The organism is Paenirhodobacter ferrireducens, assembly GCF_004022265.1.
GTDB classification, from domain to species: Bacteria; Pseudomonadota; Alphaproteobacteria; order Rhodobacterales; family Rhodobacteraceae; genus Rhodobacter; species Rhodobacter ferrireducens.
In genome coordinates this window covers 1-18,574 of the sequence record NZ_SAVB01000030.1, presented here as the reverse complement: position 1 = coordinate 18,574, position 18,574 = coordinate 1, and the positions used below count along the sequence as shown (strand labels likewise).

Annotated in this window: 13 protein-coding genes; 12 read left to right on the top strand and 1 reads right to left on the bottom strand. The window is 68.2% G+C overall.

Features of this window, described 5'->3' with window-relative positions:
* Positions 1–28: 28 nt before the first annotated feature.
* The 10 genes from EOW65_RS18510 to EOW65_RS18465 all read left to right on the top strand — a co-directional run bounded on the left by EOW65_RS18510 (position 29) and on the right by EOW65_RS18465 (position 16,294).
* Positions 29–1,183, top strand: a complete 1,155-nt coding sequence (locus EOW65_RS18510) for an efflux RND transporter periplasmic adaptor subunit (protein WP_128151959.1) — start codon at positions 29–31, stop codon at positions 1,181–1,183.
* Position 1,184: 1 nt separating this feature from the next.
* A complete protein-coding gene (locus EOW65_RS18505) occupies positions 1,185–4,319 on the top strand; it encodes an efflux RND transporter permease subunit (protein ID WP_128151957.1) in 3,135 nt (1,044 codons plus the stop codon).
* A 231-nt stretch (positions 4,320–4,550) separates the two neighbouring features.
* The gene (locus EOW65_RS18500; protein WP_206364101.1) at positions 4,551–5,537 is read left to right on the top strand and encodes a DMT family transporter; all 987 of its coding nucleotides are present in this window, start codon (positions 4,551–4,553) and stop codon (positions 5,535–5,537) included.
* A gap of 121 nt (positions 5,538–5,658) precedes the next feature.
* On the top strand, positions 5,659–6,834 hold the full coding sequence (locus EOW65_RS18495) for an efflux RND transporter periplasmic adaptor subunit (RefSeq protein WP_128152004.1): 1,176 nt from the start codon (positions 5,659–5,661) through the stop codon (positions 6,832–6,834).
* A 1-nt stretch (position 6,835) separates the two neighbouring features.
* The gene (locus tag EOW65_RS18490; RefSeq protein ID WP_128151955.1) at positions 6,836–8,773 is read left to right on the top strand and encodes a MacB family efflux pump subunit; all 1,938 of its coding nucleotides are present in this window, start codon (positions 6,836–6,838) and stop codon (positions 8,771–8,773) included.
* A 116-nt stretch (positions 8,774–8,889) separates the two neighbouring features.
* Complete coding sequence (locus EOW65_RS18485; RefSeq protein ID WP_164880158.1) at positions 8,890–10,635, top strand: sensor histidine kinase; 1,746 nt, start codon at positions 8,890–8,892, stop codon at positions 10,633–10,635.
* The gene (locus EOW65_RS18480; protein ID WP_128151951.1) at positions 10,632–11,249 is read left to right on the top strand and encodes a response regulator transcription factor; all 618 of its coding nucleotides are present in this window, start codon (positions 10,632–10,634) and stop codon (positions 11,247–11,249) included. The genes EOW65_RS18485 and EOW65_RS18480 overlap by 4 nt, the downstream gene beginning before the upstream one ends.
* A 94-nt stretch (positions 11,250–11,343) precedes the next feature.
* Complete coding sequence (dsrO, locus tag EOW65_RS18475; protein ID WP_128151949.1) at positions 11,344–12,087, top strand: sulfate reduction electron transfer complex DsrMKJOP subunit DsrO; 744 nt, start codon at positions 11,344–11,346, stop codon at positions 12,085–12,087.
* A gap of 1 nt (position 12,088) precedes the next feature.
* Positions 12,089–13,201 (top strand): NrfD/PsrC family molybdoenzyme membrane anchor subunit, encoded by a 1,113-nt coding sequence (gene nrfD / locus EOW65_RS18470; protein WP_128151947.1) that lies wholly within the window; start codon positions 12,089–12,091, stop codon positions 13,199–13,201.
* Positions 13,202–13,213: 12 nt separating this feature from the next.
* Positions 13,214–16,294, top strand: a complete 3,081-nt coding sequence (locus tag EOW65_RS18465; RefSeq protein WP_128151945.1) for a molybdopterin dinucleotide binding domain-containing protein — start codon at positions 13,214–13,216, stop codon at positions 16,292–16,294.
* Between the two features lie 73 nt (positions 16,295–16,367).
* Here the strand turns inward: EOW65_RS18465 and EOW65_RS18460 are convergent, their stop codons facing one another.
* Positions 16,368–17,579, bottom strand: coding sequence for a polyhydroxyalkanoate depolymerase (locus EOW65_RS18460; protein ID WP_128151943.1), 1,212 nt, complete (start codon positions 17,577–17,579; stop codon positions 16,368–16,370).
* Between the two features lie 100 nt (positions 17,580–17,679).
* Between EOW65_RS18460 and EOW65_RS18455 the strand changes: the two genes are divergently transcribed.
* Entirely contained in the window at positions 17,680–18,336 is a 657-nt protein-coding gene (locus EOW65_RS18455; RefSeq protein ID WP_128151941.1) for a glutathione S-transferase family protein, read from the top strand.
* 41 nt (positions 18,337–18,377) lie between these two features.
* Positions 18,378–18,574: hypothetical protein (locus tag EOW65_RS20150; RefSeq protein WP_206364099.1), on the top strand; the 197-nt coding region annotated here is incomplete at its 3' end.

Here is an 18,574-nt window from a genome sequence, read left to right as displayed (position 1 = left end):
CTTCCCCTCCCAGGTCCAAGGTTCCGTCATGTCATCTTCCTTCCCCCTGAGGGTTCTGCCGCTCGTCGCGCTGACCCTCGCCACCCCGCTTTTCGCCCAGCAGGCACAGGGCCCCTCGCGGGTCACCGTCGTCACGGCGCACACCGCCGATTTCCCGCTGACCGCGCGCCTGCCCGGACGGATCAAGGCCTCGACCGTCGCCGAGGTGCGCCCGCAGGTCTCCGGCATCATCCGCGAGCGGCTCTTCGACGAGGGCGCCTCGGTCCCGAAGGACGCACCGCTCTACAAGATCGAGGATGAAAGCTATCAGGCGGCGGTTGCCGCGGCAAAGGCTGCGGTCGCACAGGCGCAGGCGAACCGCGACCTCGCCGTGACCGAGGAAAAGCGCGCGATCGAGCTCTTTGGCAATAACGCCGGTTCCGCGCAGAAGCGCGATTCCGCCGTGGCCTCGCGGCAGGCCGCCGATGCGGCGCTGCAGCTTGCGCAGGCGCAGCTGATGAGCGCCGAGATCGACCTTGACCGCACCACCATCCGCGCCCCGATCGCCGGCGTCATCGGCCTGTCGCAGACGACCACCGGCGCGCTCGTCGCGGCGCAGCAGGCGACGCCCCTTGCCACCATCCGCGCGCTCGACACCGTCTATGTCGACGTCACCCAGTCGGCGACCGACATCCTGCGCCTGACCTCGACCGCCGAGGGCCGCGAGATGCGCGCAACCGGGGCGGCGCGGCTGATCCTGGCCGACGGCTCGATCTATCACGAGACGGGCCATCTCGCCGCGGCCGAGCCGAACGTCGAGCCGACGACCGGCATGATCACCCTGCGCATGACCTTCCAGAACCCCGACCACCTGCTGCTGCCCGGCATGTATGTTGAGGTCGACCTGCCGCAGGCGATGGCGCGCGGCGCGGTCTCGCTGCCGCAGAACACGGTGATGCGCGACCGCACCGGCAATCCCTTCGTCTGGGTCGTCGACAACGGCACCGTGGCACAGCGCCCGGTGCATATCGCGACCTCCTCGGGCTCCGGCTGGATCGTCACCGACGGCGTGCGCGACGGCGATCAGGTGATTACCTCGGGATTCCAGAAGACCGCGGTCGGTGCCCCGGTCGAGATCATTCCGGCCGAAGGGGCGGCGGCGGGCGCAGCCACGGGCGGCGCCGCGCAGGGCGAGGGCAACTGAGATGGCGCGTTTCTTCATCGACCGCCCGATCTTTGCCTGGGTGATCGCGATCGTCATCATGGGGCTTGGCGCGCTCTCGATCTTCAATCTGCCGGTCTCGCAATATCCCTCGATCGCCTCGCCCTCGGTGGTGATCTCGGCGACCTATCCCGGCGCCTCGGCCGAGACCGTGGCCGACACCGTGGTGCAGGTGATCGAGAAGCAGATGACCGGCCTCGACGGGCTGCGCTACATCAAGTCGGAAACCACCTCGACCGGGCGTGCGACGATCACGCTGTCGTTCAAGCTCGGCACCAATCCCGACATCGCGCAGGTGCAGGTGCAGAACAAGCTCAGCCAGGCCGAGGCCTCGCTGCCGGAATCGGTGACGCGGCAGGGGGTGACGGTGAAGAAGTCGACCACCGGATTCCTGATGGTCGTCGCGCTGATCTCGCCCGACAAGTCGCGCAGCCAGGTCGAGCTTGCCGACTACATGAACTCCACGATGGTCGAGAGCTTCTCGCGCCTGCCAGGGGTCGGCTCGGTGCAGGTCTTCGGCTCGGAATACGCGATGCGGATCTGGCTCGATCCGCAGAAGCTCAAGACCTATGACATGGCACCGGCGACGGTGATCGCGGCCGTGCAGGGGCAGAACGCGCAGATCTCGGCCGGTGCCTTCGGCGCCCAGCCGGCCCCGAAGGGGCAGTTGCTGAACGCCACGATCACCGCGCAATCGCTGCTGAAGACGCCGCAGGACTTCGAGCGCATCGTGCTGCGCGCCGATACTGACGGCGGCATGGTTCTGCTGCGCGACGTTGCCCGCGTCGAGCTCGGCGCCGAGAACTACGAGGTCCTGGCCTATTACGACGGCGCGCCGTCCACCGGCATGGCGATCCAGCTGGCCTCGGGAGCGAATGCGCTCGACACGGCCGATCTGGTGAAGTCGCGGCTGGACGAGATTGCGCCCTATTTCCCGGCCGGGATGAGCTATGTCATCCCCTATGACACGACGCCCTTCGTCACCCTCTCGATCGAGGCGGTGGTGCACACCCTGCTCGAGGCGATCGCGCTCGTCTTCCTGGTGATGCTGCTCTTCCTGCACAACTTCCGGGCGACGCTGATCCCGACGCTCGCGGTGCCGGTGGTGCTTTTGGGCACCTTCGGGGTGATGGCGGCCTTCGGCTTCTCGATCAACACGCTCACCATGCTGGCCATGGTGCTGGCGATCGGGCTTCTCGTCGACGATGCGATCGTCGTGGTCGAGAACGTCGAGCGGATCATGGCCGAGGAACATCTCTCGCCCAAGGAGGCGACGAAGAAGTCGATGGGCGAGATCACCGGCGCGCTGGTCGGCATCGCCATGGTGCTTTCGGCGGTGTTCGTGCCGATGGCCTTCTTCGGCGGCTCGACCGGCGAGATCTACAAGCAGTTCTCGATCACCATCGTTTCGGCGATGACGCTGTCGGTGATCGTGGCGATCGTGTTCACGCCCGCGCTCTGCGCCACCATGCTCAAGCCGCATGCCGGGGCGAAGGCGGGGATCGCGGCGCGGTTCTCGACCGGGTTCGAGACCCGTTTCACCCGGATCACCGGCGGCTATGGCGGCATGGTGAAATGGGTGGTGGCAAACCCGGTGAAGGGCATCGTCGTCTATGCGCTTCTGGTGGCGGCGATGGGCGCGCTTTACCTGCGCACGCCGACCTCGTTCCTGCCGAACGAGGACCAGGGCGTCCTGATGACGATCATCCAGACCCCCTCGGGCACCACCGCCGAGCAGACGAAGAAGGTCGTCGAGAAGGTCGAGCAATATTACATGAATGCAGAGAAGGACAATGTCGCCTCGGTGTTCTCGGTGGTCGGCTTCTCCTTCGCGGGGCAGGGCCAGAACATGGCGATGATGTTCGTCAAGCTGAAGGACTGGGAAGAGCGTCAGGGCGTGCAGAACGGCGCCGAGGCGATCGCCGGCCGCGCCTTCGGGCCGCTGATGGGCGGCATCAACGAGGCGGTGGTGATCCCGATCGTGCCGCCGCCGGTGCTCGAACTTGGCAACTCGAACGGCTTCACCGCCTTCCTGCAGGCCCGCACCGGGCAAAGCCACGACGAGCTTCTGGCCGCGCGCAACATGCTGCTTGGCATGGCGGGCAAGAGCGACAAGCTGATGGCGGTGCGCCCGAACGGCGTCGAGGACGCGGCGCAGTTCAAGCTCAACATCGACTGGCCGAAGGCCGGCGCGGTGGGGCTGACGGCAGCACAGGTCGGTTCGTTCCTGAACACCGTCTGGTCCTCGACCTATGTCAATGACTTCCTCTATGACGGCCGGGTGAAGCGGGTCTACGTGCAGGGCGAGCCCTGGGCGCGGGCGACACCTTCCGACTTCGACCTGTGGCGGGTGCCGAATGCGAATGGCGATTTCGTCTCGCTCTCGACCTTCGCCACGCAGGAATGGGTCTACGGTCCGCAGCAGGTGGTGCGCTATGATGCGCTGCCGGCGATGGAGATCCAGGGTTCGCCGAAGCCCGGCGTCTCCTCGGGCGAGGCGCTGGCCGAGATGGAACGTCTGGCCAGCCAGCTGCCGCCCGGCTTCTCGTTGCAATGGTCGGGCCTGTCGCTCGAGGAGAAGGAGGCCGGCAATGGCGCGATGCTGCTTTACGCGCTGTCGCTTGCCGCGGTGTTCCTGTGCCTTGCCGCGCTTTATGAAAGCTGGGTGATCCCGATCGCGGTGATCCTGGCGATGCCGGTCGGCATCCTCGGCACCCTGATCGGGGCCTCGCTCGGCGGGCAGTCGAACGGCGTCTACTTCCAGGTCGGCCTGCTGACCGTGGTTGGTCTGACCGGCAAGAACGGCATCATGATCGTCGAATTCGCCCGCGACCGGATGCGGCACATGGGCGAAAGCGCGCGCGAGGCGGTGGTCGCCGCGGCGCGGCTGCGCTTCCGCCCGATCCTGATGACCTCGATGGCCTTCTCGCTGGGCGTGGTGCCGCTGATCCTGTCGACCGGTGCCGGGGCCGGCGCGCGCGAGGCGATCGGCTACGCCACCTTCTTCGGCACCCTCACCGGGACGGCGCTTGCCATCTTCTTCGTGCCGCTCTTCTTCGTGCTGACCAATCTGCTTTTTGGTCGCCGCAAGAAGACCGGGGCGCAGACTGCCGCCTGAGACATCTTCGTCGGGCCGTCCGCAAGGGCGGCCCGATCGCTTTTCGGCGCCACAGTCCGCGCCCGGTGGCAGATCGTCGCCGGGCGCGGACTGTGGCGCGCAGGGGCAGGGTGGACCTGCACGCTTCGGCATGGACCGCGCGCCCCGGCCGCGGTAGAGATACGCGTCATTTCAGCGCAGCCTTGCGGGGCTTCGGGCCAGGCCGTCACGGGGCCGGAAACGGAGAAGGTGATGATCGGATTGCGCAATCCTCTGCGGCTGCCCGCGGGCATGGACCCGGTGACCGCCGGCGTTCTGATCGGCTTTGGCGCCTTTGCGATCTATGCCGTCTCGGACGCCTGCGTGAAGCTGATCGAGGGGCAGTTGCCGCCCTATGAATCGGCCTTCTTCGGCGCGGTTTTCGCGCTGCTGCTGCTGCCCGTCCTGCGCACGCCGGGCGAGCCCTGGCGGGCGATCTTCGCCACCCGCCGGCGCGGCCAATGGTGGCTGCGCTTCTTCGCCTATCCGGTCGGCGTGATGGGCTCGGTCACCGCCTTCACCGAGCTGTCGATGGCCGAGGCCTTCGTGCTGATCTTCCTGATGCCCGCCTTTGTCACCGTGATGTCGGTCGTTTTCATCGGCGAGCGGGTCGGACCGCGGCGCTGGGGGGCGGTGGTGCTGGGCTTCATCGGCGTGCTGATCGTGCTGCGCCCGGGCTTTCGCGAGCTTGGCATCGGCCATCTCGGCGCCACGCTCGCCGGGCTGTGCGGGGCGATCTCGGTCGTTTCCTTCCGTATCGTCGGCGGCGGGGAATCGCGGCTGTCGCTGTTCGGCTCGGGCACGCTTGGCGGCGTGACGCTGTGCTTCATTGCGATGCTGCCCGCCTTCCGCTGGCCCGATGCGACGCAATGGGCGCTGCTGGCGGGCTATGGCCTGCTCGCCGCGCTCGCCAACCTGATGATGATGGCCGCGACCCGGCTGGCGCCCGCCGCCGCGGTCAGCCCGACGCAATACAGCCAGATGCTCTGGGCGATCGTTCTGGGCTATCTGATCTTCGGCGACAGGGTCGATCTGCCGATGCTGGCGGGCATGGTGCTGATCGTCGGTTCGGGGCTTTTGACCCTTGCGCGCGAAAGCCAGCGCGGCGTGAGCCTGCCGCCACCGGTCTCGGCCTCGGGCGCGCAGGCCGCCGCCGCGATTGCCGCCGAAACCCGGGGCGAGGCCCCGAAGGACGCCTGAGCCCGGGTCTTTCCCGCGGCGCGACTGCGGGAATATCCGCGCCCGGCCGCGTCGGAAAACGCTGCCGCGCCCGTATCATCCGTCAGCACGACAGGAAAACACCAGCTCAAGAGTGACCGATATGAAAAAACGCGCGCGACTTCTGACCCTTCTTCTCGTGGCGGTGCTCGCCGGCGGAGGGCTGTGGTACTGGTGGGCGCGCTCGACCGCCGATGACGGCACATCGGCGACCGTCGCCACCGTCACCCGCGGCACCGTCAGCGAGACCGTGCTCGCCTCGGGCCAGATCGAGGCGAAGCAGCTCGTCTCGGTCGGTGCGCGCGTCTCGGGCCAGATCGAGACCCTCGCCGTCAGCCTCGGCGACACGGTGAAGGCGGGCGACCTGATCGCCCAGATCGACAGCCAGGACCAGCAAAATGACGTGCTGCAGGCCGAGGCCGATCTTGCCAACATCGAGGCGCAGATCGTCGCGATGCAGGCGAACCTGCGCAAGGCCGAGCTGACGCTCGAGCGGCAGACGGCGCTTGGCAAGTCGGACTGGGCCTCGAAGGAGACGATCGAGAGCGCGACCGCCGAGGTGCAGGTCTATACCGCCAACCTGGCCGCGCTGCAGGCGCAGAAGGCGCGCGCCGAGGTCACCGTGACCACCGCCAAGATCGAGCTTGACCGCACCCGCATCACCGCGCCGATCTCGGGCACCGTCGTCGCCGTGGCGGTCGAGCAGGGCCAGACCGTCAACGCCATCCAGAGCGCGCCGACCCTCGTCAAGCTTGCCGATCTCGACACGATGCAGGTCAAGGCTGAGATTTCCGAGGCCGACGTGGTGCATGTGCAGCCCGGTCAGGACGTGCAGTTCACCATTCTGGGCGAGCCCGAGACCACCTTCACCGCCAAGGTCCGCTCGATCGAGCCTGCGCCCTCGGAAATCGAGAACAGCGACACGATCTCGACCGACGAGGCGATCTATTACAACGGGCTGCTCGACGTCGCGAACCCCGATCACAAGCTGCGCATCGGCATGACGACGCAGGTGTCTGTCTTGCTCGACAAGGCCGAGAACGTACTGACCGTGCCCGCTGCGGCGGTGAAGCGCGACGGCGAGGGCAATTATGTCGAGATCTGGGACGCGAAGACCGGCACCGCCACCGCGACCCGGGTCGAGGTCGGGCTGAACGACAAGGTCACCGCCGAGATCCGGTCCGGTCTGAGCGAGGGGCAGCAGGTGGTCACCGGCACCGCGGTCGCGCCGAAGGCGACGGGCACCACCACCCGGATGCGCCCGCCGATGGGGATGTGAGATGAGCGATCCGCTGATTTCTGTGCGCGGCGTCGGCCGCTCCTTCCAGGCCGGCGAGGAGACGATCACTGTCCTGCGCGACGTCGATCTCGACATCTGGCCGGGCGAGTTCGTGGCGATCATCGGCGCCTCTGGCTCGGGCAAGTCGACGCTGATGAACATCCTCGGCTGTCTCGACCGGCCGAGCGCGGGCAGCTATCGCTTCGCGGGCGAGGATGTCGGCGGGCTTGACCCCGATGCGCTCGCCCGGCTGCGGCGCGAGCATTTCGGCTTCATCTTCCAGCGCTATCAGTTGCTCGGTGATCTCGATGCGGTCGGCAATGTCGAGGTGCCGGCGATCTATGCGGGCGAGGGGCGGGCCAGCCGGCGCGCGCGGGCGACCGAGCTGCTGACCCAGCTCGGCCTCGGCACCCGGCTCGACCACCGGCCGAACGAGCTGTCGGGCGGCCAGCAGCAGCGCGTCTCGGTGGCGCGTGCACTGATCAACGGCGGCGAGGTGATCCTCGCCGACGAGCCGACCGGCGCGCTCGACACGAAAAGCTCGGCCGAGCTGATCGAGCTGCTGCTCGAACTGAACGCCAAGGGCCACACGGTGATCGTCGTCACCCATGACCCGACCGTTGCCGCCCATGCCCGGCGCGAGATCGAGATCAGCGACGGCCGGATCGTGCGCGACAGCGGCCGCACCGAGGCCGGGGAGGGCGCCGCCCGTCCCGCCACCGCGGAGCGCGGCGCCGGCGCGCTTTTGCGCCGCGCAAGCGAGACCCTCTCGATGGCGCTGAAGGCGATGCTCGCGCATCGGGTGCGCTCGTTCCTGACCATGCTCGGCATCATCATCGGCATTGCCTCGGTGGTGCTGGTTGTGGCGCTCGGCTCGGGCACGCAGGAGAAGATCCTGCAGAACATCTCCTCGCTCGGCACGAACACGATCACCGTGCGCGCAGGCACCGGATTTGGCGCGCGCGATGCCGGCAAGACCGAGACGCTGATGCCCTCGGATGCCTCGATGATCGCGCTGCAACCCTATGCCGACGGGGTTTCTCCGGCGGTCTCGAACAGTGCGAACGTGCTGCACGGCAATGTCTCGGCCACGGCCGCGGTGAACGGGGTGAGCGGCGATTACTTCGCCGTCCACGCCTACGAGACCGTCATCGGCCAGCAATTCGACACCCGCGACGTGACCGAGCTTTCGCAGGTCGCGGTGATCGACGAGGACACCCGCGACACCTTCTTCCCAAACGGCGAGGATCCGCTCGGCGAGGTGCTGATCCTCGGCCATGTGCCGGTGCGGGTGATCGGTGTCGTGCGCTCGACCGGGGCGACCTTCGGCCCCTCGTCGCTGAACGTCTGGATCCCCTACACCACGGCGATGTCGCGGGTGTCGGGGCAGAATTACCTCGACAGCATCGGAGTGAAGATCGCCGACAGCTATGACATGACGAAGGCGCAGTCCGAGATCACCGCGCTGATGCTGAACCGTCACGGTACGCAGGACTTCTTCCTGTCGAACAGCGACACGATCCGCGCAACGATCACCTCGACCACCGAGACGATGACCTGGCTTGTTGCCGCGATCGCGGTGATCTCGCTCGTCGTCGGCGGCATCGGGGTGATGAACATCATGCTGGTCTCGGTCACCGAGCGCACCCGCGAGATCGGCGTGCGCGTGGCGGTCGGCGCGCGGCGCAGCGACATCGTCGGGCAATTCCTGGTCGAGGCGGTGCTCGTCTGTCTGGTGGGCGGCGTGCTGGGCATTGCGCTGGCGCTTGGGGCGGGGGCGCTGCTCGGCATGGTCTATACCACGGTGACGCTGTCCTTCTCGGGCACGGCGATCGTGGTGGCGTTCCTCTCCTCGACGCTGATCGGGGTGACCTTCGGCTTCCTGCCTGCGCGCTCGGCGGCGCAGCTCGACCCGGTGGTGGCGCTGAACCGCGAGTGAAGCGGAAGGGGGCGGCATGTCGCCCCCTTTCCCCTTGCCCGCGCTTGCGCCTATGCTGGGGGCGGACAAGAGCGAGGGCGCGGGTGCTGGGACGGATCGGGGCAGGGGGACGGCTGGTGGCGGCCCTTGTGGCGTTTGCCGCCCCGGCCGCGCAGGCCGATGCGCTGCGCATCGGCGTGCTCGATTATCAGGGCTCGGAACATTCGATCGCGCATTGGCAGGCGACCGGCGCGGCGCTGAACGCGGCGCTGCCCGGCCATCGCTTCGAGCTTGTGGCGCTCGACATCCATGCCCTCGATGCCGCGCTCGATGCGAACAGCCTCGATTTCGTCATCACCAATCCCGGCAATTACGCCGAGCTTGAATATCGCCATCATGTCAGCCGCATCGCGACGGCCGAGGGCGACATGCCGGTGGCCTCGACCCTCGTCACCACCGAGCCGCTCGAAAGCTATGACGACCTGTCGGGCCGCCGCCTTGCGGTCGTTGCGCCCGAGGCCTTCGGCGGCTTTCAGGTGCTCTGGCGCGAGCTTTACGACCATGACACGCGCCTGCCCGGTCGGATCGAGCCCCTGGTGACCGGCTATCCGATGCAGGCCGCGGCGCAGGCGGTGCTTGACGGCAAGGCCGATGCCGCGGTGCTGCGCGCCTGCCTGCTCGAGGAGCTGCAGGCCGCCGACCCCGGGCATTGGGCAGGGCTTCATGCCTTCGCCACCCGCGATCTGCCCGAGGTGCCCTGCGCGGTCTCGAGCCGGGTCTATCCGGGCTGGCCCTTCGCCAAGACCCGCCACACCGATGCGGCGCTCTCGAAACAGGTGGCGATCGCGCTTCTCGCGATGGAGGAGGGCAACCTCTGGACCGTGCCGCTCGACTATCAGCCGGTGCATGACCTGCTGCGCGCGCTGCGCATCGGCCCCTATGCCCGCACCGGCCCGGTCAGCCTGAGCGAATTCGTCGAGGATTACCGCGACTGGCTGATCGCGCTTGGCATCGCGCTGATGTTCTGGGCGCTCTACTCGGTGCGGATCGAGAGCCTCGTGCGCCGCCGCACCGCCGCGCTCGATGCCGCGAATGCGGGGCTGGTGCGCGAGATCGCCGAGCGCGAGCGGCTCGAGGAGGAGGAGCGGCTGCACCGGCGCGAGCTCGAGCACGTCGCGCGGCTCTCGATTCTGGGCGAGATGGCCTCGAGCATCGCGCATGAGCTGAACCAGCCGCTCAGCGCGATCGCGAATTACGCGCAGGGCTGCTCGATGCGGCTGAAGTTCGGCACCTTCACCCCCGAGGACATGGACCGCGCCTCGACCGAGATCGCGGCGCAGGCCGAGCGCGCGGCGACCGTGATCCGCCGCATCCGCGCCTTCGTGAAGAAGCGCGAGAGCCTGCGCGACCCGGTCGACCTTGACGACATGCTGCGCGAGACGGCGGTCCTTTACGAGGCGACGGTGCACCGCGCCGGCGTGCGCACCGAGCTGCTGCTGGCGGGCGATCTGCCGGTGGTGTTCGCCGACCGGGTGCAACTGCAGCAGGTGGTGCTGAACCTCGTGCAGAATGCCGTCGACGCGATGGCCGAGACGCCGGCTGAGGACAAGCGCTTGCTGATCCGCTCGGCGCGGCAGGCCGATGCGCTGAAGGGGCCGGGGGTGTGCATCTCGGTGCGCGACCGTGGCACCGGCCTGTCGCCTGCCGCGATGGCGCGCTTCGCCGAGGCCTTCCACACCACGAAACCCGAGGGGATCGGGCTGGGCCTTGCGCTCAGCCGCTCGATCGTCGAAGCCCATGGCGGCTGGCTGCGCGCCGAGACCCCGGCCGACGGGCACGGGCTGCGCGTCAGCCTCTGGCTGCCGGCACAGGAGGAGAGATGAACGAGGATGCGGTGATCCATGTGGTCGACGACGACCGCGCCGCCCGCGAGGGGCTGGGCTTCCTGCTCGGCTCGCTCGGGCTGAGGGTGGAGGCGCATGCCTCGGCGGCCGAGCTGCTCGACCGGCTGGATTGCGCCGGGGTGGGCTGCATCCTTGCCGATGTGCGGATGCCCGGGATGACCGGGCTTGAACTCCTCGACGAGCTCGGCCGGCGCGGCTGCGCGCTTCCGGTGATCATGATCACCGGCCATGGCGACGTGCCGATGGCGGTGCGGGCGATGCGCGCGGGCGCGATGGATTTCTTCGAGAAGCCGGTGAACGGCATGGCGCTGGTCGGGCGGCTGAACGAGGCGCTGGCGCTCAGCCGGTCGCGGGCGGAGGCGGCGCGGGGGGCGGCGCAGGTGCGCGCCCGTGTCGACAGCCTCACCGCGCGCGAGGCCGAGGTCGCCCGCGCGGTTCTGGCCGGTCGGCTGAACAAGCAGATCGCGGCCGAGCTGGGCATCAGCCTGAAGACCGTCGAGATCCATCGCCACAACGTGATGGACAAGATGGGGGCGAGTAGCGCCGCCGATCTGGTGCGTCTGCTTGTCGCGGCGGGCTGGACCGAAACCTAGGGGCAAACCCCTAGGTTTGCGGGGTTTGCGCCGATACCGCCCGGGGCGCCGCCGGACGTAGGGTTCTTTCCGACAGAGAAGGAAAGGACCAGCCATGGACACGAACCGTCGCGGTTTTCTCGGTGCGGTCGGCCGGGTGACGATCGGCGCCGCGGCCTCGATCGCGGGGGCGGGCGAGGCCGCCGAGGCCGCCGCCAGCCCGGGCCGGGCCCCGCATTGGGGCATGGTGGTCGATCTGCGCAAATGCATCGGCTGTCAGGCCTGCACCGTCGCCTGCATCATGGAAAACCACGTCCCCGAGGACGCCTTCCGCACCCATGTCTCGGTCTACGAGCTGGTGACGGACGGGCAGGACCCGGCGATGGTGATGCTGCCGCGGCTGTGCAACCATTGCGACGATCCGCCCTGCCTGCCGGTCTGCCCGGTCGAGGCGACCTTCAAGGCCGAGACCGGCGAGGTGCTGGTCGATGCCAGCAAATGCGTGGGCTGCGCCTATTGCGTGCAGGCCTGCCCCTATGACGCGCGCTTCGTCAATCACGAGACCCAGGTGGCCGACAAGTGCACCTTCTGCATCCACCGCACCCGCGCCGGGCTGCTGCCCGCCTGCGTCGAGACCTGTGTCGGCGGCGCGCGGAACTTCGGCGATCTGAACGACCCGGAGAGCCCCGTGTCGAAACTGCTGGCGGCGCATCCTGTCTCGGTGCTGCGCCCCGAGATGCACACCAATCCGAACGTCTATTACATCGGTCTCGACGAGGTGCTCGACGGGCGCGTGACGGGCGAGGCCGCCTGGCATCCGCCCTTCGACCCGGGCGCCAGCGTGGCGGAGGTCCACTGACATGCAGGTGCAGATCCACGAACTTGTCGGCGCAACGCACGAGGCGGCCTGGCTCCCCTGGGCGGTGCAGTATTTCTTCCTGATCGCGCTTTCGGTCACCGCGCTTCTCATGGCGCTACCGGGCTTCGTGCTGGGCCGCGAGGCCTCGCTGCCGCGCGCAAGGCTCGCGCTGATGACGGCGGTGACGACCGGGATCACCGCACCGATCGCGCTCCTGGCCGACCTGCATCAGCCCGGCCGGTTCTGGGAGTTCTTCTTCTACACTCATCCGACCTCGTGGATGGCCTGGGGCGCCTGGATCGTGCCGGGCTATGTCGGGCTGCTGATCGCCTTCGCCTGGGCCGTGCACCGGCCGGCCCTCTGGGCCTGGGGGCAGGGCGACTGGCGCTATGCGCCGCTGTTCCGGCTCTTGGCGCTCGGCGGCGCGGGCAACGGCTTTGCCCGTCCGCTGGGGGCACTTGCCGGGCTCGCGGCGCTCGGCATCCTGACCTACACCGGGATGGAGGTGATGGTGGTGCGCTCGCGCCCGCTGTGGAACACCCCCTTCCTGCCGCTGCAATTCGCCGCGACGGGCTTTGTCGGCGCGCTTGGGGTGATGCTGGTGCTCGGCCGTTCGCTTGGCACCGGGCAGGCGGTCGAGGCGGCGATGAACCGCACCCTTGCGCTGGCGCTCGGCCTCGTCGGTGTGCTGGGGGTGGCCTGGTTCGCGCTCGCGCTCTCCGGGCTCAGCCCGCATCACGCCAAGGCGCTGGCCTCCGTCGCGGGCTTCCCGGTCTGGCAGCGGATCGCGCTCTGGGGGGCGGTGGCGATCGTTCTGCCCTTCGGCATCGCGCTGGCCGCCCCGGCGCGGAGCGGCTGGATCACCGGGCTTCTCGCCATCCACGCCGCCTGGATGTTCCGCTGGACCGTGTTCATGGGCGGGCAGGCGGTGCCGAAGGTGGGCTCGGGTCTTTACGACGCGCTGATGCCCACCGGGCTTGCCGGGCTGATGGGGGTGATCGGCACCTTCGGGCTCTGGCTCTTCCTGCTGATCGCCTACACGACCTTCGTTCCCTGGGATCAGGCCGGGGTGCCGAAATCCGGCACCGCCTCCGAACCCGCCCGCAGCTTCTGAAGGAGAGACCCGATGTCCACCCGCCGCAACATCCTCAAGGGCGCCGTCGCGACCGGGGCGCTTGCCACCTTCGGTGCGGGCTATGCCGAGACGGTGCAGAAGATCGCCCGCGGCAAATGGTCGGGTGCGGTGCCGCGGCAGGCGCTGACCGGCTTTGCCCCCGAGCCCGAGTTCCGCCTCGATGCCGCCACCGGCGATCTGATCCCGAATCCCGATCAGGCGGTGAGCTACACGATGTGCATCGGCTGCACCACGATGTGCGGCGTGCGGGTGCGCGTCGACAGGGCCGCGAACAAAGTGCTGCGCGTCGCGGGCAACCCCTACAGCCCGATGTCGACCGATCCGCACATCCCCTACGCCAGCTCGGTGCGCGAGAGTTTCACCGCGCTGGCCCGGGCGGGCGAGGGCGGCGGGCTGACCCACCGCTCGACCGCCTGCGGGCGCGGCAACGCGGTGCTGCAACAGCTCGACAATCCGCGCCGGGTGCTGAAGCCGCTCAAGCGCGTCGGCCCGCGCGGCGCGGGCCGGTGGCAGACGATCAGCTTCGAGCAGCTGGTAGAGGAGGTGGTCGAGGGCGGCGACCTCTTCGGCGAGGGGCGCGTCGCCGGGCTGCGCGAGATCCGCGACCTGAAGACCCCGATCAAGGGCGGTGCGCCCGAGTTCGGCCCGCGCGCGAACGGGCTCGTCTGGATGAACTGCGTCGATGACGGGCGCGACAATCTGGTGCTGCGCTGGCTCAAGCAAAGCTATGGCTCGACCAATTTCGTGCGCCACGGCGCCTATTGTGGCGGCGCCTATCGCAACGGCTCGGGCGCGATGTTCGGCGATTTCAAGACCCAGCCGCACGCCAAGCCCGACTTCAACAACGTCGAGTTCATCCTTTTCGTCGGCACCGCGCCGGGCAATGCCGGCAACCCGTTCAAGATCGTCGGCACCAAGGTCGCGCAGGCCCGGGCGGACGGCAAGCTCGGCTATGTCGTCGTCGATCCGGTGCTGACCCATGCGCAGAACGGCCCCTCGGGCGAGCGCTCCCGCTGGGTGCCGATCAAGCCCGGCAGCGATGGCGCGCTGGCGATGGCGATCATCCGCTGGATGTTCGAGAACGAGAAGATCAACGCCCCCTATCTGGCCCAGCCGACGCAGGCCGCCGCCGAGGCCGCGGGCGAGGCGAGCTTCACCAACGCCACCCATCTGGTGATCGTCGCCCCGGGCCACCCCCGCTTCGGCCGCTTCCTGCGCGGCTCGGACATCGGCCTGCCGCTGGCCGAGGGGGCGGAGCCCTATTCCGAGGCCGACCCCTTCCTGGTCGCCTCCGGGACCGGCCCGGCCCCGGCCGGGACCTCGGCCGCGCCGCTGTTCTTCGACGGCGTGGTCGAGGGCGCCGGGGAGGGGGTGGCGGTGAAGACCGCGCTGACCCTGCTGCGCGAGGAGGCGATGAAGCACGAGATGGCGGAATACTCCGCCGCCTGCGGCATTCCGCTCGCCACGATCGAGGGGCTGGCGCGCGAGCTGACCAGCCACGGCCGCCGCGCCGCGGTGAACAGCCATGGCGGCATGATGTCGGGCACGGGCCATTACAACGCCTATGCGCTGATGATGATCAACACGCTCATCGGCAACCTAAACTGCAAGGGCGGCACGATGGTCGCGGGCGGCTGGTTCCCCGATACCAAGGGCCCGGCCTATGATCTGGCAGATTTCCCCGGCGCGGTCACGGCGAAGGGCCTGCCGATCGGCCGCAATGCACCTTACGAGAAGACCTCGGAGTTCAAGGCGAAGACGGCGGCGGGCAAGCCCTATCCGGCGGACGGGCCGTGGTATCCGAACGCGCCCGGGCTGGCGACCGAGTGGATTTCTTCGATCGTCACCGGCTATCCCTATGGCGCCGAGGCGCTCGTTTTCCGCAACACCAACCCGGTCTATGGCCTGCCCGGTATCGCCCATCTGGTCGAGCGGCTGAAGGACCCGAAGGTGGTGCCGCTCATCATCTCGATCGACCCGTTCATCAACGAAAGCTCGGCCATCGCCGATTACATCGTGCCCGACTCGGTGATGTACGAGACCTGGGGCTTCACCAAGCCCTGGGGCGGCATCGCGACCAAGGCGACGACGGCGCGCTGGCCGGTGGTCGAGCCGCGGCTGGAGAGGAATGCCGCGGGCGAGCGGGTGGGGATGGAGACCTTCCTGATCGCCACGGCGAAGCGGATGGGGCTGCCGGGCTTCGGCGCCGATGCGATCCCCGATGCCGAGGGCACTCTGCATCCGCTCGAACGTGCCGAGGACTGGTATCTGCGCGGCGCGGCGAATGTCGCGACGATCGGGCAGAAGCCGGTGGCCGAGGCGAGCGACGATGACATCGCGCTGAGCGGCGTCAGCCGGATCCGCGCCGATCTCGAAGCCACGCTGAAGCCCGGCGAATGGCGCCGGGCGGCGACGATCTATGCCAAGGGCGGGCGCTACGAGGATGCGGCGAAGGGCTATGACGGCGAGCGCGCCGCCCATCCCTTCGAACAGCCGATGCAGGTCTGGAACGAGGCGCTCGGCTCTTTCCGGCGCGCGGGCACCGGCACGCGGATGCCGGGTTGCCCGGCCTGGCTCGAGCCCGAATTCGCCGATGGCTCGCCGGTCGCTGCGCATTACCCCGAAAGCGACTGGCCGGTGAAGCTCGTCTCCTTCAAGTCGCCGCTGCAGAACTCCTATTCGGTCGGGGCGCCGGCGCTGCTGCGGGTGGTGGCCTCTAACCCGGTGAACATCGGGCGCGCGCTGGCCGCCGCGCATGGCATCGCGACGGGCGACCGGGTGCGGCTGACGACGCCCGGCGGCAGCCTCGACAGCGTGGCCGTGGTGCGCGAGGGCATCGCCCCCGACACGGTGGCGATCGAGCACGGCTTTGGCCACCGCGGCTTCGGTGCGCAGCCGATCACCATCGACGGCGAGACCCGGCCCGGTGATCCGCGGCTGGCGACGGGAGTGCTGCTGAACGATGTCGGCATGCTCGACCCGACCCGGCCGAAAGAGGGCGTCTGGGTCGATCCGGTCGCCGGCACCGCGGTGCGTCAGGGCCTGCCGGCGCGGCTTGAAAAGATCACCTGAGCTCTCAGGCGAACCTCCCCCGGGCCCATGGCGCCGGGGGAGTTCTTTTCAAACAGTCGCTTGCGCGGCGCTCTTAATCCACCGCCAGGATCATGTTGCGCACCACCGGATAGATCTCGTTGTCCCAGCGGCGGCCGTTGAACACGCCGTAATGACCAACATTCGCCTGCAGGTGATGGCGCTTCAGATGCGGGCGCAGCGCGCTGCACAGGTCATGCGCGGCCGAGGTCTGGCCCAGCCCGCAGATGTCGTCGCGCCCGCCCTCGACGGTCAGCAGCGCCGTGTGCCGGATCGCGCCGGGGTTCACCTTCTGGCCCTTGTAGGTGAAGTCGCCGGTCGCCAGCTCGGCCTTCTGGAACACCCGCTCGATGGTCTCGAGGTAGAATTCCGCGGTCAGGTCCAGCACCGAGAAATACTCGTCGTAGAACTCCTTGATCTTCTTCGCCTCGGCCTCCTCGCCATTGGCGAGGTGCTGATACAGCTTCTCGTGCTGCTCGCGGTGGCGGTCCATGTTCATCGCCATGAAGGAGAAGAGCTGCACGAAGCCCGGATAGACCTTGCGCCCCGCGCCCGCAAAGCGCAGCGGCACGGTGCCGATCACCGTGCGCTCGAACCAGTCCATCGGCTTCTCGTTCGCCAGATCGTTGACCGAGGTCGGGCTTTCGCGCACGTCGACCGGCCCCGCCATCAGCACCAGCGATCGCGGTGTGGCCGGGTTGCGGTCCTCGGACATCACCGCGGTTGCCGCAAGCGCCTGCACGCAGGGCTGGCACACCGCCAGCATATGCGCGCCCGGGCCGATCTCTTCCATGAAGCGGATCAGATAGGCGACGTAATCCTCGACGCCGAAATCGCCCGCCGACAGCGGCACGTCGCGCGCATTCGTCCAGTCGGTGATGTAGACGTCATGGTCGCGCAGCAGGGTACGCACCGTGCCCGCCAGCAGCGTGGCGAAATGGCCCGAGAGCGGCGCCGTCACCAGCACCTTCGGCAAGGGGGTGTCGAGGTCGCGGGCAAAGTGCAGCAGCCGGCCGAAGGGCAGCTCCAGCGCCACCTCCTCGCGCACCGGCCGCTCCCGCCCGTCGACCTTCACCGTGCCGATGCCGAAGCGCGGCCGGTCATGGCTGAGCCCGAAGCGGGTGATCATCTCGAGCCCCGCCGCCTGCTGCCGGATCAGCTGCGCGAAGGGGCCGCTGGCCTTGGGCGTGAAGGAGAGCGCGAAATGGGCGGCGGTGCGAAAAGGGGCGAAAATATCATCAAGAGACTGGTAGGTTGCATAAAGCATGGCGATTCACCCCTTTGACGCCCGAAAACCACTGGTCAGGCCTCGGCCAGCCTGCGACAAAATTTTCGGGAATACAGCCCTTCTTGGGCGAGGAGGCACCGTGACGCAAGCAACGCTTACGATTTCATCGAAAAACTATTCGTCATGGTCCTTGCGCGGCTGGTTGTTGTGCAAGATGGCGGGGCTCGATTTCGCGGAAAGCCCTGTCGACCTTTCCGATGCGGGCGCGCGGCAGGAACTGCTGCTGCTCACGCCCTCGGTGCTGGTGCCGCGGCTCACCCATGGCAAGGTCGAGGTCTGGGACACGCTCGCCATCGCCGAATATCTGAACGAGACCTTTCCGAAGGCCGGGCTCTACCCCGCCGACAAGGTCGCCCGCGCCCAGTGCCGCTCGGTCTCGGGCGAGATGCACTCGGGCTTTTACAACCTGCGCTCGGCGCTGCCGATGAACCTCAAGGCGCGGCACGCGAAGTTCAAGATCTTCTCGGGGGCGCGGCCGGATGTCGAGCGGGTCAAGGCGATCTGGCTCGAGTGCCTCGCGACCCATGGCGGGCCGTTCCTCTTCGGTGCCGCACCCTCGGTTGCCGATGCGATGTATGCCCCGGTCTGCACCCGCTTCCGCACCTATTCGGTGCCGCTCGAGACCCGGCTCGCGGCCTATGTCGAGACCATCCTCGGCTGGGCGCCGATGCAGGAATGGACGGCCGGCGCACTTGCCGAACCCGACGAGATCGTCGAACTCGAGGTCGAGTTCTGAGCCGTCCCCTGTCGATCATCACGTATCCTCAGGTTGCGTGAGTGTGTGTTCCGGGCGGTTTTTGCCCGGAATTGCGGCTTGTGGATTTTGTGCGGGGCAAAAGTTGCCCGAAAAAGCGGCACGATTTGCATCGCGAGAAATTCTTCTTCTCCGGAAGTAAAATGGATTGTGAAGAAAATAAATTGCCTGCTAGTCAATCCGTGACGGCTCAAGCCGAAGCTGAACGGAGAAGACCATG

Bases quoted from the DNA above. Each gene is read 5' to 3' on its own strand.
- dsrO (WP_128151949.1), top strand. From the start codon at position 11,344: ATGGACACGAACCGTCGCGGTTTTCTCGGTGCGGTCGGCCGGGTGACG.
- EOW65_RS18495 (WP_128152004.1), top strand. From the start codon at position 5,659: ATGAAAAAACGCGCGCGACTTCTGACCCTTCTTCTCGTGGCGGTGCTC.
- EOW65_RS18465 (WP_128151945.1), top strand. From the start codon at position 13,214: ATGTCCACCCGCCGCAACATCCTCAAGGGCGCCGTCGCGACCGGGGCG.
- EOW65_RS18460 (WP_128151943.1), bottom strand. From the start codon at position 17,579: ATGCTTTATGCAACCTACCAGTCTCTTGATGATATTTTCGCCCCTTTT.
- nrfD (WP_128151947.1), top strand. From the start codon at position 12,089: ATGCAGGTGCAGATCCACGAACTTGTCGGCGCAACGCACGAGGCGGCC.
- EOW65_RS18480 (WP_128151951.1), top strand. From the start codon at position 10,632: ATGAACGAGGATGCGGTGATCCATGTGGTCGACGACGACCGCGCCGCC.
- EOW65_RS18505 (WP_128151957.1), top strand. From the start codon at position 1,185: ATGGCGCGTTTCTTCATCGACCGCCCGATCTTTGCCTGGGTGATCGCG.
- EOW65_RS18510 (WP_128151959.1), top strand. From the start codon at position 29: ATGTCATCTTCCTTCCCCCTGAGGGTTCTGCCGCTCGTCGCGCTGACC.
- EOW65_RS18490 (WP_128151955.1), top strand. From the start codon at position 6,836: ATGAGCGATCCGCTGATTTCTGTGCGCGGCGTCGGCCGCTCCTTCCAG.
- EOW65_RS18500 (WP_206364101.1), top strand. From the start codon at position 4,551: ATGATCGGATTGCGCAATCCTCTGCGGCTGCCCGCGGGCATGGACCCG.